Raw genomic sequence first — 15,200 nt, forward strand, 5'->3', positions numbered from 1 at the left:
GCTCAACAAGCCGCCGATTGTCGGCGCGCCTGCTGGCCGCCGGCCCGTGTTTCTTGTTCCCGCTCAAGAATGGCCGGACCGGCAACCGTAGAATTTCCCGGACGGCGATGCTCAGGCCGCAACCATTCGGAGCACAGGCATATGGACAGCAATGTGGATAGCAATGCGGGCGTGGTGGCGGTGGTGGGGCTCGGTTATGTGGGCTTGCAACTGGCCGTGGCGTTTGGCATGCGCCAGCGCACGATCGGCTTTGACTTGTCGGTCCGCAAGGTGGAAAGCTACCGGCGCCACATCGATCCGACGGGCGAAGTCAGCCATGAACAGCTGCTGGCCGCGCAATGGCTGAGCGTCGGCTGCGATCCGGCCGAGCTGCAACTGGCCGATTTCATCGTCGTGGCCGTGCCCACGCCCGTCGACAGCGCGCACAATCCCGATTTCTCGGCCCTGGCCGGCGCCAGCGCGGCCGTCGGCCGCCACATGCGGCGCGGCGCCATCGTCATCTACGAATCCACCGTGTATCCGGGCGCCACCGAGGAAATCTGCATCCCCATCCTCGAGCAGCATTCGGGCCTGCGCTGGAAAGAAGACTTTCATGTGGGCTTTTCACCCGAGCGCATCAACCCGGGCGACAGGGATCATACGCTGCACAGCATCCGCAAGGTGGTTTCGGGCGACGATGCGGCCACCCTGGACAAGATCGCCGCCCTGTACGAAGGCGTGGTCGAGGCCGGCGTGCACCGGGCCTCGAGCATTCGCGTGGCCGAGGCGGCGAAGGTGATCGAAAACACGCAGCGCGACCTGAATATCGCGCTGATGAACGAGCTGGCCATCATCTTCGACCGCATCGGCATCGATACCCTGGAAGTGCTGCAGGCGGCGGGCACGAAATGGAATTTCCTGCCGTTCCGGCCCGGACTGGTGGGCGGCCACTGCATCGGCGTCGACCCATACTATTTGACGCACAAGGCGGAAATGCTCGGCTACCACCCGCACGTGATCCTGGCCGGGCGCCGCATCAACGACGGCATGGCCAAGTTCGTGGCGGAAAAAACCATCAAGGAAATGGTGCGCGCCGGCTTCAAGCTCAAGGGCTCGCATGTGAACGTGCTGGGCCTGACCTTCAAGGAAAATTGCCCGGACCTGCGCAACTCGAAAGTGGTCGACATGATCCACGAACTGCAATCGTACGGCGTGCAGGTGCATGTGCACGATCCCGTCGCCGATGGCCGTGAAGCGCTGGAAGAATACGGTTTATCGCTGGAAAGCTGGGAGCAGCTGCCGCGCGCCGAGGCCATCATCAGCGCCGTTTCGCACCAGGCCCTGCTGGCCCGCCCGCTGGCCGATTTCCAGGCCAAGGTGCAGGAAAACGGCTGCTTCATCGACATCAAATCGCATTTCGACCCCCGTCCGCTCGAGGATGGCGGCCTGCACGTATGGCGGCTGTGATGGCGGCCGGTGCCTTCGACCGGGCTGCAAACACGGCGCAAGGCGCCACAGCTGGCAGCCCGGCTGCCGGCGCCTACGCGCAAGCCTGCGCGCAGCTGGCCAGCGCACCGCGCCGCTGGCTGGTGACGGGCGTGGCCGGTTTCATCGGTTCGCACCTGCTGGAAACCTTGCTGCACCTGGGCCAGGAAGTGCGCGGGCTCGACAATTTCATGACAGGCCACCGGCACAACCTGGAACTGGTGCGCGCCAGCGTGGGAGAACAGGCGTGGCGGCGCTTCACCTTCATCGAAGGCGATATCCGCGACCCGCAGGCGTGCGCGCGCGCGTGTGGTGCGCCGGTGCAAGCCGCCGGCATCGGCCTCGGCGGCAGCTTGGCCGGATGCGGCCGTGCCGGTCCGGACGGTTCCGGCGCCGGCGTCGACTATGTGCTGCACCAGGCGGCGCTCGGTTCCGTTTCGCGTTCGCTGGAAGACCCGCTGCTGTGCCACGCCGTCAATGTCAGCGGCTTCCTGAACATGCTGGCCGCCGCCCGCGACGCGGGCGTGCGGCGTTTCGTGTATGCGGCTTCCAGCGCCACGTATGGCGACCATCCGGCCTTGCCGAAAGTGGAACAGCACATCGGCGCGCCCCTGTCGCCGTATGCCTTGAGCAAATATGTCAACGAACTGTATGCGCAAGTGTACGCGCGCTGCTACGCCATGCAGACGGTGGGGCTGCGCTATTTCAATGTCTTCGGTCCGCGCCAGGATCCGCTGGGTGCCTACGCGGCCGTCATTCCCCGCTGGATCGCCGCCATGCTGGACAACCAGGCCGTGCACATCCATGGCGACGGCGCCACCAGCCGCGACTTCTGCTTCGTGCACAATGCCGTGCAAGCCAATATCCTCGCCGCCACCGGCACCGACCCGGCGGCCGTGAACCAGGTCTACAACGTGGCCGTCAACGCCCGCACCAGCCTGACGCAGCTGCACGCCACCATGCAGCAGATGCTGCTGGCCGTCCACCCGCAGCACGTGCAGCAGGCGCCGCACTACGGCGAGTTTCGCGCCGGCGACGTGCGCCATTCGCAGGCGGACATCGCCAAGGCGGCCCGTTTGCTCGGCTATGTACCCACGCACAACCTGGCGCAAGGCTTGCGGCACACCATCGCCTGGTATGTGGCGCAGGCTGGCCGCACCTGAGGTGGGCGCGCAGCTGACTTCCATAGCCGGTGTCCGATCCTGGTCAGATCCACGCGTCCGATACACATGCCCGATACATATATATGCTTGATATATATGCTTGTTACATATGTCCGATACACATACCCGACACATATGCTTGATATCCGCCCGGCCTCCTGTCGTCTAGCGTTGCACGGGCGGCGCTGTCGGCGTTGCTGCTGACGCTGCCGGTTCGGGCGGCTCGGGTACGCCGTCGGTCTTGCTGCGCAGAACCCGGGGCGTGCCGCGGAAATCGGCCGTATGCAAGGTGACGGGGCGGCGCCAGACGCGGGCGATGTAGGCCAGCACCTGTTCTGCCCGCTCCAGGTCCAGGCCGCGCCCGTCGCGCTGGTGATCGTGGCGCAGCACCAGGCTGCCGTCGTCATTGAGCAGGGTCACGGCGATGCAGGGCGCGCCATAGTTGTATTTGGGCGCCAGGATGGCTTCGCGGATGGCCCGCAAGTCGCGGCTGGCCAGGCGCGTTTCGCCATCGCGGCGGCTTTCATGCACGAACAGGCCCAGGCGGTCAGCCAGTTCGCCGTCCAGATAGTTGCGTATGAAACTGCAGTCATCGTCGTCGCGGCAAATCTGGCGCGCCCGGGCCAATCCTTCGCGCTCGATGATGTGTTCCCACATGCAAAAGCCCAGGTGATAGGGATTGACGGCCAGCGCCTGCTGGTGCTCGCCCGCGTAAGGGCGCACCACGTCCGAATGCGACTTGATGGCGGACAGATACAAGGCCGGCGGCAGGAAGTCGGCTTCGCGCAGCAGCCGCGCATGCCAGTACGAGGCCCAGCCTTCGTTCATGATCTGGCAGGCGTACACGGGATAGAAGTAAAACGACTCTTCGCGCACGGCCAGGAAAATGTCGCGCTCCCAGTCGGCCAGCTCCGGCCCATGTTGTGCGATGAACCATAATAAATCGTATTCGGGCTGCGGCGGCAGGAGCGGGCGCTGCGTCACGCGTGCCCGTGCCGCCTCGTGCGCCGCCCGCGCGGCCGCTTCGCCGGGCAGGCGCCGGTAGCGTTGTGCAAAAGGAGCGTCGTCGCTGGTCCTGTCGCGCGTACCCGCCACGCAAGCTGGCCCGGATGCCGCATAGGGCGGGCGGTGCAGCTCGGCGTGGATGTCCACATGCTGTTCCAGCGCCAGTGCCGCGTCGAGCACGGCTTCCACCTGCTCCTGCCCGTGGCGTTGCAGCGCAATTTCGAGACGCTGTGCCCGTGCCGCGCTTTGTTCCAGGATGTGCTGGCCCGCCATGGCGCCGAAACGCAGGAACAGGGCATTGCGGCTGGCAAAGTCGGCGTGGCCCAGCACATGCGCTGTGACGAGGGTGTTTTCCGCCACGGAATTGTGTTCGGCCATGTAGGCGTGGCAAGGGTCGCCGGGGAACATGACTTCGAACATATGCGAGTTGCCCATTTTTTGATGCACGAGCTGGTGGATGTAGCGCACGCCGAACGACCAGTGGCGCATGCGCACGGGCAAGCCATAGATGGCGATCTCGGCCATGAAGCTGTCCGGCACCAGCTCGAACTCGACGGGTGCAAATGCCAGCCCCAGTTCCCGCGCCAGCGCCTCAATGCGCGCAGCGTAGCTGTCCAGGCTGGCTATGTCTGCCGTATTGGCCGTGTCGCCGTGGCGCTGAGCGTCCGTCCGGGTCATGGCGGTTCCTCCGTTTCTGCCGCCTCGTGCTGGAAAAAGGTGCGGATGGCCGCCCAGATATCGTCATTTTTGCTCAGGATGCTGCTGTGCAAGGGCAAGCCGCGCCGTTCCTGCTCGGCGCACAGGCTGTGCATTTCCGTTTCCAGGCTGCGCGGCACGCCAGGCACGGTTTCCACATAGCCCATATAGTTGAGCAAGGCGCCCAGTTCGCCCAGGACCAGGCTGGTCGCTCCCCGGTCTTCGCTGAAATTCTCGCCATCGGAAGCATAGAACAGATAGGCGTTGTAGCGTCCCTGCGCGTAGTGTTCCTGCAGCAGCTCCCGGCTCAGGCGAAAGGCGGTGGACGCCATGGTGCCGCCCATGCCGTTGACTTGGAAGAACTCCGCTTCGGAAAACTCCCACGCCCGCGTCGTATGGGCGATAAAGCGCGTTTCCACGCGCACATATCTGCGGCGTAAGCCCTGCAAGGCAAAGAAAAAGAAGGATTTGGCCAGCTTGCGCTCGGCCTGCGCCATGCTGGCCGATACGTCCAGCACGAAAAACACGACGGCATTCGCGCTCGGCCGGGGCTGTGGCAGCACCTGGCGGTAGCGCAAGTCGTCATTGGTGAAGGGCACGGGCTGCGTTTGCAAGGCGCGCCGCTTGATGGCTTCCTTGACAGTGCGCCGCCGGTCCAGGCGCGAACGGGCGCCATGACGGTCCAGGCCGCTACGCACGAGCCGGACTTCGTCGATGGCGCCCAGGTGGCGCGGCTTCAGGTGCGGCAGCTCGAAGGCGTCCCACAGCCAGTCGAGAATATCGTCGATGGGAAACTCGAGCAGCAGGCGCACCGCGCCCTCGCCATCGCCGCCTTCGCCTTGCGTTCCCGCCCCGCCCGTGGCGGCGGGGCGGGCCGCGCGCAGAAGATCGCCGGGCTGGCCGCCACCCTGGCCCGCGCCCACGCTGCTGCGCGCGGGCGCCAGGCGGAAATGCGCATGTTCAAGCAGGCGCATGGGCACTTGCACCGTGCGTTGCTGCGGCCCGCCGATCAGGTCAGGCGTGGCGATCAGCTCGGGCAAGTGCGCCTGCACGGCGTCGCGCACTTTCTGGTTGTGGCGCAGCCAGTCGCGCGCGCCGCGCGAGAACAGCCCGTACCACGGCTGGGCCAGGGCAGGCGCGGTGCCCGTATGCGCTGTCGCGCCGGCGGAATGCACCGTGCTTGCCGTGGCTGGCGAGCCTGCGCGGCCATCCCGTTCCGGAGGACCATGCTGATTGCCGTTGCCAGGCGAGGTCGTGGCGGACATGGCTATTCCTGCGCCAGCAAGGTGGTTACGTAGTTGAGCGCTTCGCGCGCGCTATGGGCGTCATAGCCGTATTCGTCGACCAGGCGCTGCTCGACGGCCGATATCCTGGACCGCACGTCGTCATCGGGGCGCTTGGCCGAGCCGACCAGGCGCAGCACGTCGCGCCGCTGCTCGAACAGGTATTGCTGGATGGCGTCGTGCAGTTGCGCATGGCTGGCCAGACCAAATGGCTCGCCCCGCTTGAAGGCGCTCATGGCCTTGCGCACCACTTCTTGTCGGAAAGATTGCTTGCCCGAGTCGCTGATGTGGATTTTTTCTTCCACGGCGCGCAGGAACCGTTCGTCGGGACGGCGCTCTTCGCTGGTGATGGGATCGCGGATCTGGCGGTTGTCGAGCATGGCTTCGACTTCATCGAGATATTTGTTCAGCAAGTCTTGCGCTTCTTGCTCGAACGACACGAACAGGGCCTTGTGCACGTCAGCCTTGACCCAGCGGTTATAGAAATCCTTGCGTGTGAGCACCAAGTAATCGACCCACTTGCGCTTGCGCCGTGGTTCGATGCGCGCATCGTTTTCGATGCCGTCCTTCAGGGCCAGCAGCACGTCCATGGTGGACAGGCTGTTGCGCTGGGCGGAAATGATGGCGTGCGACAGGGCATTGATGACGAAACGGGGCGACACGCCCGACAGGCCTTCGTCGGGCGCCTTGTCGCGCTCGCGCATGCGGCGGATGTCGGCCGGCTGCAAGTCGTCCACGTCTTCGTCGGCGTAGATGCGCAGTTTCTTGACCAGCTCGGCCTCCTTGTCCTCGCCTTCGGGCAGACGGCTGAGGATGGCAAACACGGCCGCCGCATGCAGCACGTGCGGATCGAGGTGTACGTCGCGGAAGGCGGGCGCCGCCGCCAGGATCAACTTGCGGTAGATGCGTGCTTCCTCGCGGTAATTAAGCGTGTACGGCACTTGCACGATGACCATGCGGTCGAGCAGCGCCTCGTTTTCGCTTTCTTGCAGGAATTTGCGAAATTCGGCCAGATTCGTGTGCGCGAGGATGGTTTCGTCGAGATAGATCAGGGGAAAGCGCGACACCTTGACATTCTTTTCCTGCGTCAGGGTCAATAGTAAATAGAGGAATTCCCGCTTGACCTTGAGGATCTCGATCATTTCCAGCATGCCGCGGCTGGCCGCGTATACCGCGCCGGACCATGACCAAGCGCGCGGATCGCCTTCGTCGCCGTACTGCGCCACTTTCGACAGGTCGACGGAACCGACCAGGTCGGCCAGGTCGGCCGTGGTGGGATCGTGCGGCGCATACGTGCCGATGCCGCAGCGGCCCGCCTCGGACAGGTGGATGCGCTCGACGGGCATGCGCAGGAAATCGCCTGCGTACTGTTCTTCCAGGCGGGCTCGGCAATGGGGGCACAGTTCGCCCTGCAGCTCGGCATCATAGCTGGCGCGAAAGTCGGCGCGCATGCTGTGCGGCACCAGATGCAGCGGCGATTCGTGCACGGGACAGCCGGCGATGCCGTACAGCGCGCCTTCACTGCTGTGGCTGTATTCTTCCAGGCCCCGCTTGAGCAGGATCACCATGGTCGATTTGCCGCCCGACGGCGGGCCCAGCAATAGCAGCATGCGCCGGCCCACCTCGGAGCCGGCGGCGGCGGCCTTGAAGTAGGCGGCAACCCGGTCGATCGCCTCGTCAATGCCGAACAGCTCGTCGTCGAACAGGCGGCAGCGGAAGCGCCCGTGGTCATCGGTCTGGCCGTTCCAGCGCATCATGTCCCACAGGTACTGGTGCGCGCTGCGCGTCAGCAGGGCCGCGCGGCCGGGCAGGATCTGCTCGATGAAGTCGGCAAAACTGCCGCCCCATGGGCGGATGCGGTGTTTTGCCGCCCAGGCCGCCATGCCGTGCACAAAACCCGCATGCTGGCCTGCTTGCTCGCCCGCGGGCGCGTCGTCGTGGCGTGTCATACCAGGGCTCGTCATTGTTTCCCCATCCATACCGTTACTGCCGTGGAGCAGGCCCGGTTCCAGCCTGTCAGCCAAGTATACGGCGCCACCTCTGGCCGCACGCCTGATCTCGCTCAACCTTGACGAGGGAACTATTTTTATCCTCGCTGCCCCCGTTGGGGCAGGGCCGCCATGCGCCAGCGCAGTTCAATCCAGATCAATACCGGCCCGCGCGGTCCGTCCAGACTGGTGGTTTGCGGCGACCCACGAGGAGAACATGATGATAGGCAACGAGAATGGTTTCAGCGCCCCGCCTGGCGGCAGCGGCAGGGGACAAAGCGCGGACGATGAAGAGGCCGTCGGCCAATTTTCCGTCCCTGGCGAAGACGATAATACGATCGAGAGCGCGTCCGTCTCGGACGTGCCCGACGCCTTGAGCGGCGTCAGCATGGAATTGCTGGAAATCAAGCGCAGCATCGAAGACGGCATGCGCCAAAGCATTTCCCAGGCGGGCGGCGTGCGCGCGGCCGACGCCTTCAGCGACGGCGGCAATATCCAGGGCGTGTCCATCGGCCTGGGCGAGGGCGCCAGCGACAGTTCGTCCGGCGAACCGGGCTTGCCGGCCCTGACCCTGTACGTGGCCGAGCCCACTTCCGTCGACCGCGCCAAGGCCGCCATCGTGGGAGCCATGGGCGTGCGCGCCGTGTCCAGCGACAGGGTGCCCGTCAACATCGTCGTCACGGGCGTGATCGATGCGCAACCGCACCGCTTCCGTTTGCGCCCGGCGCCGGGCGGTGTGTCGGTCGGGCATTTCCGCATCACGGCCGGCACCATCGGCTGCCTGGCCGTGGGGCGCAGCGCGCCGCGCAACAGCCGTTTGATGATTCTTAGCAATAATCACGTGCTGGCCAATTCCAATGGCGGCGTGTTCAACGACTGCATCGTGCAGCCGGGCCCCATCGATGGTGGCCGCTGCCCGCAAGACCAGGTGGCCGTGCTCGAGCGCTTCGTGCCCATCAACTTCAGCGGCGGCGTCAACTTCGTCGATTGCGCCACCGGCTGGGCCTGGCCAGACCGCGTGCGACCCGAACTGGTCTACCTGAGCGGCGGCGTGCCGGCGTACTTCCGCATCAGCAATGCGCTGGTGGCGCCCGCGCTGGGCATGATGGTTGGCAAGTCCGGTCGCACGACGCAGCTGACGCAGGGCCGTATCACGGGCCTGGGGGCCACCATCAACGTCAATTACGGCGGCGGCAGGATCGCGCTGTTCCAGGACCAGATCGCCATCACGGGCGTCAGCGGCGCATTCAGCGCGGGCGGCGATTCCGGCTCGTCCATCTGGACGTGGAACCAGCAGCGCAATCCCGTCGGCCTGCTGTTTGCCGGCGGCGGCAATATCACGTTTGCCAACCAGATGCGGCGGGTGGTGGTGGCGCTCGACATCAATTTGTACACCTGAGCACGCTGCAAGGGCATGGCGCGGCGGCCTTGCGCCGCCTTGCATCACGCTGTCTTTTGCACGATGATGATATGAGTCAAGGGCAGCAGCCACGCATGGTACTGGCCGGCCAAGCGTACTGCAATGCCGGATGGCCGGGTGTATCATGGAATGCATCAGGAGGGTGTGTCATGTCAAACAGTAAATTCGCACAATCGCCCCATGCCGTCTTCGAGGACGCCGCCATGCCGTATTTGCCGGATGATGCCACTGGACAGGGAACGGGCGGCGCGGGCCAGGGATACTACGCCCCTGCCGCGCCCCCGGGCCGCCTGGAAGCGGCAAAGCGGCGCAACGAGCGGGCGCTGATGGCCATCGATGGCGTGGAAGGCGTCAGCCTGGGGCAGACGGCCGTGGGCAAGGAAGCGCTCGTCGTGTATTTGCGCGACTCGTCCGTCAAGCGGCGCGTACCGTTGCAGGTCGAGGGCTATCCGGTGGAGACGAGCATCACGGGCCAGATCGATATCCAACGCTGGTAGGTAGGCGAGCCCGACGGCCAGGCCGCCGGGCTGCGCATAGCCGCAGGAAGACCTGTTGCCAGGCCTTCGGCTTCGCTTATCCGCCCGCCTTATTTGCTCAGGCGGCCGATCGCTTCAGCCACGCCCGCGCCATAGGCAGGGTCGCACAGGGTGCAGTTGCCGATGTGGCGTTGCTTGACTTGTTCCGAAGCGCCCGAGATGGCGCGCGCCGTGTTGTCGAACAAGGCTTGCTGCTGTGCCGGCGTCATCAGGCGGAACAGGGCGCGCGGCTGCGAATAGTAATCCTCGTCGACACGGTGGTTCCAGTGGTCGGCCGCGCCTTCGATGCTCAGCGGCGGTTCGCGGAAATCGGGCTGCTCGGCCCATTCCTGCTCGCTGTTCGGTTCATAGCCCAAGGTTCCGCCCTGGTTGCCGTCGACCCGCATCTGGCCGTCGCGGTGATAGCTGTGGAACGGGCATTTCGGCGCGTTGACAGGGATATGGCTGTGGTTGACGCCGAGGCGGTAGCGCTGCGCGTCGCCATACGAAAACAGCCGGCCTTGCAGCATCTTGTCCGGCGAAAAGCTGATGCCTGGCACTACGTTGGCCGGGTTGAAGGCGGCTTGTTCCACTTCGGCAAAGTGATTGTCCGCATTGCGGTTTAGTTCCAGCACGCCCACTTCAATCAGCGGATAGTCGCCGTGCGGCCATACTTTCGACAGGTCAAACGGGTTGAGGTGATACGTGCCTGCCTCTTTTTCCGGCATGATCTGCACGTACAGGGTCCAGCGGGGGAAATCCTTGTTTTCGATGCTCTCGTACAAGTCGCGGTGCGAGCTTTCGCGGTCCTTGCCCACCAGTTCTTCGGCTTCGGCATCCGTCAGATTTTGAATCCCTTGCTGGGTCTTGAACGTGAACTTGACCCAGAAACGCTCGTTTTGCGCATTCAGGAAGCTGAAGGTATGGCTGCCGAAGCCATGCATGTGGCGGAAGCTGCGCGGCAAGCCACGGTCGCTCATCACCACCGTGACCTGGTGCAGGGCTTCGGGCAGCGAGGTCCAGAAGTCCCAGTTGCTGTTGGCGCTGCGCAAGCCCGTGCGCGGGTCGCGCTTGATGGCGTGATTCAAATCGGGAAATTTCAATGGGTCGCGCATGAAGAAGACGGGCGTATTGTTGCCGACCAGGTCCCAGTTGCCTTCTTCCGTGTAGAACTTCAGGGCGAAGCCGCGGATATCGCGTTCCGCGTCCGCCGCGCCCCGTTCGCCGGCTACCGTGGAAAAGCGCGCGAACATCGGCGTTTTCTTGCCCACTTCGCCAAAGATTTTCGCCCGCGTGTAGCGCGTGATATCGTGCGTGACGGTAAATGTACCGTGCGCGCCGGAACCCTTGGCATGCATGCGGCGCTCGGGAATGACTTCGCGGTCGAAGTGGGCCAGCTTTTCCAGGAACCACACATCTTGCAGCAGGGCGGGGCCGCGTGGGCCGGCCGTCTGGATGTTCTGGTTGTCGACTACAGGCGCGCCAAAGGCGGTGGTCAGCTTTTTCATTGGACTCTTTCTTTCATGGCTAGGCAGAGCAATGGACGCACCGGCGCTACTCAAACACTGGCTGGGTTGAATGAACACTCACCGGGGCTGGTCCAGAGTAAAATTTCTAAAATGCAATTTCAGTGTAAACCTTTTTGTGCGAGACGGCTTGCCACGCCGCCCATGCAAGCACAGGCGGCATCCTTGTATCATAAGCGCTGAATGGCTGCCGCTCCCGCACGCTTGCAAGTTACAAGTATATAAAGACAGGCCTAGCTCACGCCACTGGCCTTTTGTCCAGATTTTAAAACCCGGTTTTTTAAAAACGGTTCCAATTGTTATGCCGGTGCTCCGTCGCTTCCTTCATCAGGTGGCCGGCGCGCAGGGCGTCGTCCGCCTGCACCGTCATGGCCAGTTCCTGGATGGCGGGCGGGTATTCATGGTGGGCCGCTTCCTCCAGCAATTCGCGGCCCTTGGCCAGGTCGCGCGGCACGCCGCGGCCTTCGCGGTAGGCGTTGTACAGCAGGAACATGGCATGTGGATTGCCCAGCTCGCTCGACTTGTCCAGCCAGCGCGCCGCTTCACCTTGATCTTTCGGCACGCCTTCGCCATTCGCCGCCAGCAAGCCCAGCATCAATGCCGCCTTCGCATGGCCTTGCTGCGCCGCTTGCCGGTACCACAGCCAGGCTTGGGCCGGCGTGGCCGCGCGCAGCATCTGGCCCAGTTCGAAGGCCGCTTCCGTGTCGCCGGCGCGGGCCGCCTGTTCGAACAAGGCCAGGGCCTCGGCGCGGCGTTCGGCACGGGGCTGGTAAATCAGCGCCAGTTCGCGCTCGGCGACGGGCATATCCTTGCCGGCCCAGCTGCGGACCTTGCGCTCGGCCTGGTGGTCGCCCGCCTGGCGCGCATGCATGGCGACGGCTTCAATTTCCGCCGCCGTGGGCGGTGGCGACGCCTGGCAGGCGGCCAGGGCGGCAGCCAGCACGACGGCGGGGAGGGGGAGTGCGTGTTTCATCTGGATTACCTTTCATCGAAACGGGCCGGAACTGCGCTTGCTCCGGCCCTCGGACCTTATTTGCTCAGGTCGATGCGGTACTTGGCAAAGCCGCTGGCGTCGAGGCCGCCTTCGGCCGCCACGTTGCTGATGCCGCTGCCTTGCGCCAGCGCCAGATGGCCGGGCGCCGAGCGCAGGATCACGGGACCGGCCGTGGCCGTCTTGACGAAGCTCCAGCTGCGCGCGCTGCCATTGGCCGCCAGCGTGACCTTGCCGCCTTTGGTGCTGAGCGACGCCAGGTAGTTGCTGACCACGGCCTGGTTTGCATCGGGCGACTTGATGATGGTCTTGCTGCCATCGATGCCAGGCACGGCGCCGCCGCCACCGGCGCGGTAGTCGTTGGTGGCGACGATGAAGTCATCGCCATCGGCCACCGCCGCACCCTTGTACGTGAGGTTGACGATGCGGCTGCCCGGCTTTTTCGTCACGTCGATCTGGTACGTCAGCGCATTGTTTTCCGCGTAGAACACGTCATAGTTATAGATCGTCCCATACGACGGCACCAGATCTTGCTCGGCGCTGCTGGCCGGATCGATCTGGTTGAATTGTTTGGCCGACGTTTCCAGCCACGCCTTCAAGTCCGCGCCCTTGATCTTCACGGCTTGCAGGTTGTTATTGCTATATAAATACAGGTCGCCCGGATTGCGCACTTGCAAGCCGACCGGCGCGGCAGGGGAAGCGCCCGCGGCCACGTCCGTGAAGTCCGACGGCCCGTTGCGGCCCGCCTTGAATGGCGCGCTGCAGGAAATGACGGGGATGTTCTTGTAGCTGGACAAGGTCGCATCCGTGCTGGTGGCGATGAAATTCTTCACGTAGTCGAGCTGCGCCTGGTTCACCAGCTGGATGGCGCTCACGTCGCCCACCAGCGCAAAATAGGCGGACATCTCGAAATCCGTGCTGATGCCCAGCGGCTGCTTGGCGTAAGCGATGGTGGCTGCGTGCTCGGTGGCCACGAGAGGAGCGATGGCCGGGTCGGCTTTCACGAGGGTCTTGCCATCCGTATACTTGAAGCCGCGCGATTCCACCGTCGTCTTGGCCGGCTGCACGACCCATTTACCGCCCTGATAGGCCATCGTCAGCTTGATGATGCCCAAGCGGCGGCCCCAGCTCTGTGCCATGACGGTGGGCACGCCGTTCACAAAGCCGTTGACGGCGTCGATCTTCGCGCTGGCGGGGAAGGCGGCAAACGAGGCGTCCAGCGCGGCCGCGCCTTCCTCCTTGCCTTTCGGGAAGATCAAGTGCGAGTGGCCGATCATCAGCGCATCGATGCCCGTGCTGGTCAGGTGATAGCTGCCGTTTTCCATCTTCGGACTGTAGGCGCTCGTGTCCAGGCCGCCATGCGACAGGGCCACGACGAGGTCGGCGCCCTTGTTGCGCAATTCCGGCACGTATTGTTTCGCCGCTTCCTGCACGCCCGTCACGCTGACTTTGCCAGCGAGCACTTTTTGATCCCATTCGAGGATTTGCGGCGGCACAAAGCTCAGCACGCCCACATTGATTTTCACGGTCAGCTTGCTGCCATCGGGCGCCGTGGCGGCGAAATCGCGGGGCAGCAGGGTGTAGGGCTGGAAGATGGGTTTGCCGCTGGACACGCCGACGACATTGCTCAGCACGGAAGGGAAGGCTGGCGCGCCGCACGTACCCGTCGGCTTGGCTACGCCGGGAATGCCGAAATCCGTGTTGGTGATCTGGCTCAGGTAGGGCAAGCCATAGTTGAATTCATGGTTGCCCATGCCGCCCGCATCGTATTTCAGCGCGTTCATGGCCTTGTGCACGGCCAGCGTGCCGGAGCAGGGCACGGGCGCCGCCACGGCCTGCAGGTCGGCCAGCAAGGTGCCCTGGATGACGTCGCCATCGTCGAGCAAGACGTTGTTCGGATTTTCCGCGCGCGCCGCCTGGATCAGGGTCGACGTGCGCTCCAGGCCCAGGCTCGTGTCTTCGGCCAGCGCGTAGTAGTTATAGCTGAGGACATTCGAGTGGATATCCGTGGTTTCCAGCAATGCCACGGTGACCGTCGTGCCTTCGGGAATGGCCGGCGCGGCCGGCGTATTTGAACTGCCGTTGCAAGCAACGAGACCCACACTTGCCAGCGCCGCCAGCATGACCCAATTTGTTTTCATTACCGCCCTCGGAGAGATTCAAAGGACGCGACTGTAACGCCGCCATATGACGCGGCGATGACAGCCGTGCAAGGCGCATGGATTCAGGGGTGCGCGCAGGCGGCCGCGGCCTTGGCCAGCCAGGCCGCATCGACGGCGCCCAGGCGCCGTGTACATATCTGATGTTGAGAATTCACAATCACTGTGTACGGCAAGCCCTTGATTTGATTGCCAAAGGTGGGCAGCAAGCCGGGCGCAGCCAGGGCCTGCGGATAGCTGGACGGGTGGCGCCGCAGGAACGCTTGCGCGGCCGCCCGCGTATCGATGGCGATGCCGATGATGGGGAGTGTCGGCTGGCTGGCGGCGTGGGCATTGAATATCGGCAACTCCTGGATGCAAGGCAGGCAGTTGCTGGCCCAGAAATTCAGCACCACAGCCCGGCCGTGGAATTGATCAAGGCGCAGCTTGCCGCCGACATCCAGGCGGGGCAGGTCGAAGGATAGCGGCGCGGCGTGCGTCTGGCAGGCGAACGCCAGCAGCAGCGCGGGCCAGCGCATCATTGCGGCACCACGGCCGCGTCCGTCATGCGGTAATACAGGCCCATGGGGTCGCTGGCCAATACCTTCAGCTTGCCTTGCACGATGAAGGGCGCATAGCTGAATTTCACGGGCGTCCGGCTCCTGATTTCCACCACGCCTTCCGGGCCGGCAGGCAGGCAAAAGGGACAGCTGGCCGAAGTGATGGTCAGCAGGAAGTGTTTCTGCTTTTGTCCTGGTTCCAAAGGCATCATGAAACCTTGCACTTTCACGTCAGTATTGTCGAGCGCGCTGATTTCCGGCGTGTATTTCGGCACCATGCGGCCTTTTTTCGCCTTCACCGTGGTGGCCTGGCCCAGCAGTTTCCACGAGACGACGCCGGGCAAGTCCGTCAAGGGGGCGAAGAACGACGGCGGTTCGTCGGCGGGGGCCGCTGCGGCGCTGCCGGCCAGCAGCAGTCCAGCGCCCAATAGCATGATTTTCAGCATGTTCT

The 15,200-nt window shown here is 64.2% G+C and carries 12 protein-coding genes; 4 read left to right on the forward strand and 8 right to left on the reverse strand.

The features are described from left to right. Window positions 1–141: 141 nt before the first annotated feature. On the forward strand, window positions 142–1,446 hold the full coding sequence (locus tag BLT98_RS00960) for a nucleotide sugar dehydrogenase (RefSeq protein WP_092604860.1): 1,305 nt from the start codon (window positions 142–144) through the stop codon (window positions 1,444–1,446). Further along, the gene (locus BLT98_RS00965) at window positions 1,434–2,627 is read left to right on the forward strand and encodes an SDR family oxidoreductase (protein ID WP_244517338.1); all 1,194 of its coding nucleotides are present in this window, start codon (window positions 1,434–1,436) and stop codon (window positions 2,625–2,627) included. Before BLT98_RS00960 ends, BLT98_RS00965 begins: the two co-directional genes overlap by 13 nt. A 165-nt stretch (window positions 2,628–2,792) precedes the next feature. On the opposite strand, the gene BLT98_RS00970 is transcribed toward BLT98_RS00965, so the two are convergent. From BLT98_RS00970 to BLT98_RS00980, 3 genes are read right to left on the reverse strand one after another with little or no spacing between them, the layout of a single operon-like run. Next, window positions 2,793–4,310 carry a SpoVR family protein gene (locus tag BLT98_RS00970; RefSeq protein ID WP_092604861.1) on the reverse strand — a complete coding sequence of 506 codons (1,518 nt, stop codon included), beginning with the start codon at window positions 4,308–4,310 and terminating at the stop codon, window positions 2,793–2,795. Then, window positions 4,307–5,593 carry a DUF444 family protein gene (locus BLT98_RS00975; protein WP_092604862.1) on the reverse strand — a complete coding sequence of 429 codons (1,287 nt, stop codon included), beginning with the start codon at window positions 5,591–5,593 and terminating at the stop codon, window positions 4,307–4,309. The genes BLT98_RS00970 and BLT98_RS00975 overlap by 4 nt, the downstream gene beginning before the upstream one ends. Before the next feature lie 2 nt (window positions 5,594–5,595). Further along, window positions 5,596–7,560: a serine protein kinase gene (locus tag BLT98_RS00980; RefSeq protein WP_092604863.1), complete on the reverse strand. Its 1,965-nt coding sequence runs from the start codon at window positions 7,558–7,560 to the stop codon at window positions 5,596–5,598. Window positions 7,561–7,816: 256 nt separating this feature from the next. On the opposite strand from BLT98_RS00980, the gene BLT98_RS00985 reads away from it, so the two are divergent. Together BLT98_RS00985 and BLT98_RS00990 are read left to right on the forward strand one after the other, a co-directional pair. Next, window positions 7,817–8,998 (forward strand): chymotrypsin family serine protease, encoded by a 1,182-nt coding sequence (locus BLT98_RS00985; protein WP_244517339.1) that lies wholly within the window; start codon window positions 7,817–7,819, stop codon window positions 8,996–8,998. Between the two features lie 170 nt (window positions 8,999–9,168). Next, window positions 9,169–9,516, forward strand: a complete 348-nt coding sequence (locus tag BLT98_RS00990; protein WP_034787390.1) for a hypothetical protein — start codon at window positions 9,169–9,171, stop codon at window positions 9,514–9,516. An 89-nt stretch (window positions 9,517–9,605) separates the two neighbouring features. On the opposite strand, the gene BLT98_RS00995 is transcribed toward BLT98_RS00990, so the two are convergent. The 5 genes from BLT98_RS00995 to BLT98_RS01015 form a co-directional block, all read right to left on the reverse strand. After that, window positions 9,606–11,042, reverse strand: coding sequence for a catalase (locus BLT98_RS00995; RefSeq protein WP_092604865.1), 1,437 nt, complete (start codon window positions 11,040–11,042; stop codon window positions 9,606–9,608). 298 nt (window positions 11,043–11,340) lie between these two features. Then, window positions 11,341–12,033 carry a tetratricopeptide repeat protein gene (locus BLT98_RS01000; RefSeq protein WP_092604866.1) on the reverse strand — a complete coding sequence of 231 codons (693 nt, stop codon included), beginning with the start codon at window positions 12,031–12,033 and terminating at the stop codon, window positions 11,341–11,343. Between the two features lie 56 nt (window positions 12,034–12,089). Continuing rightward, window positions 12,090–14,192, reverse strand: coding sequence for a bifunctional 2',3'-cyclic-nucleotide 2'-phosphodiesterase/3'-nucleotidase (locus BLT98_RS01005; protein WP_092604867.1), 2,103 nt, complete (start codon window positions 14,190–14,192; stop codon window positions 12,090–12,092). Window positions 14,193–14,275: 83 nt separating this feature from the next. Beyond that, window positions 14,276–14,731 (reverse strand): TlpA family protein disulfide reductase, encoded by a 456-nt coding sequence (locus tag BLT98_RS01010; protein ID WP_092604868.1) that lies wholly within the window; start codon window positions 14,729–14,731, stop codon window positions 14,276–14,278. Continuing rightward, entirely contained in the window at window positions 14,728–15,195 is a 468-nt protein-coding gene (locus BLT98_RS01015) for a DUF3299 domain-containing protein (RefSeq protein ID WP_092604869.1), read from the reverse strand. Before BLT98_RS01015 ends, BLT98_RS01010 begins: the two co-directional genes overlap by 4 nt. Window positions 15,196–15,200: the final 5 nt, after the last annotated feature.

The sequence above is a fragment of the Janthinobacterium sp. YR213 genome (genome assembly GCF_900099875.1).
GTDB lineage: Bacteria > Pseudomonadota > Gammaproteobacteria > Burkholderiales > Burkholderiaceae_D > Janthinobacterium > Janthinobacterium lividum.

Coding starts and splice junctions, on each gene's coding strand:
- BLT98_RS00960 (WP_092604860.1), top strand. CDS start 142: ATGGACAGCAATGTGGATAGCAATGCGGGCGTGGTGGCGGTGGTGGGG.
- BLT98_RS00965 (WP_244517338.1), top strand. CDS start 1,434: ATGGCGGCTGTGATGGCGGCCGGTGCCTTCGACCGGGCTGCAAACACG.
- BLT98_RS00970 (WP_092604861.1), bottom strand. CDS start 4,310: ATGACCCGGACGGACGCTCAGCGCCACGGCGACACGGCCAATACGGCA.
- BLT98_RS00975 (WP_092604862.1), bottom strand. CDS start 5,593: ATGTCCGCCACGACCTCGCCTGGCAACGGCAATCAGCATGGTCCTCCG.
- BLT98_RS00980 (WP_092604863.1), bottom strand. CDS start 7,560: ATGACACGCCACGACGACGCGCCCGCGGGCGAGCAAGCAGGCCAGCAT.
- BLT98_RS00985 (WP_244517339.1), top strand. CDS start 7,817: ATGATGATAGGCAACGAGAATGGTTTCAGCGCCCCGCCTGGCGGCAGC.
- BLT98_RS00990 (WP_034787390.1), top strand. CDS start 9,169: ATGTCAAACAGTAAATTCGCACAATCGCCCCATGCCGTCTTCGAGGAC.
- BLT98_RS00995 (WP_092604865.1), bottom strand. CDS start 11,042: ATGAAAAAGCTGACCACCGCCTTTGGCGCGCCTGTAGTCGACAACCAG.
- BLT98_RS01000 (WP_092604866.1), bottom strand. CDS start 12,033: ATGAAACACGCACTCCCCCTCCCCGCCGTCGTGCTGGCTGCCGCCCTG.
- BLT98_RS01005 (WP_092604867.1), bottom strand. CDS start 14,192: ATGAAAACAAATTGGGTCATGCTGGCGGCGCTGGCAAGTGTGGGTCTC.
- BLT98_RS01010 (WP_092604868.1), bottom strand. CDS start 14,731: ATGATGCGCTGGCCCGCGCTGCTGCTGGCGTTCGCCTGCCAGACGCAC.
- BLT98_RS01015 (WP_092604869.1), bottom strand. CDS start 15,195: ATGCTGAAAATCATGCTATTGGGCGCTGGACTGCTGCTGGCCGGCAGC.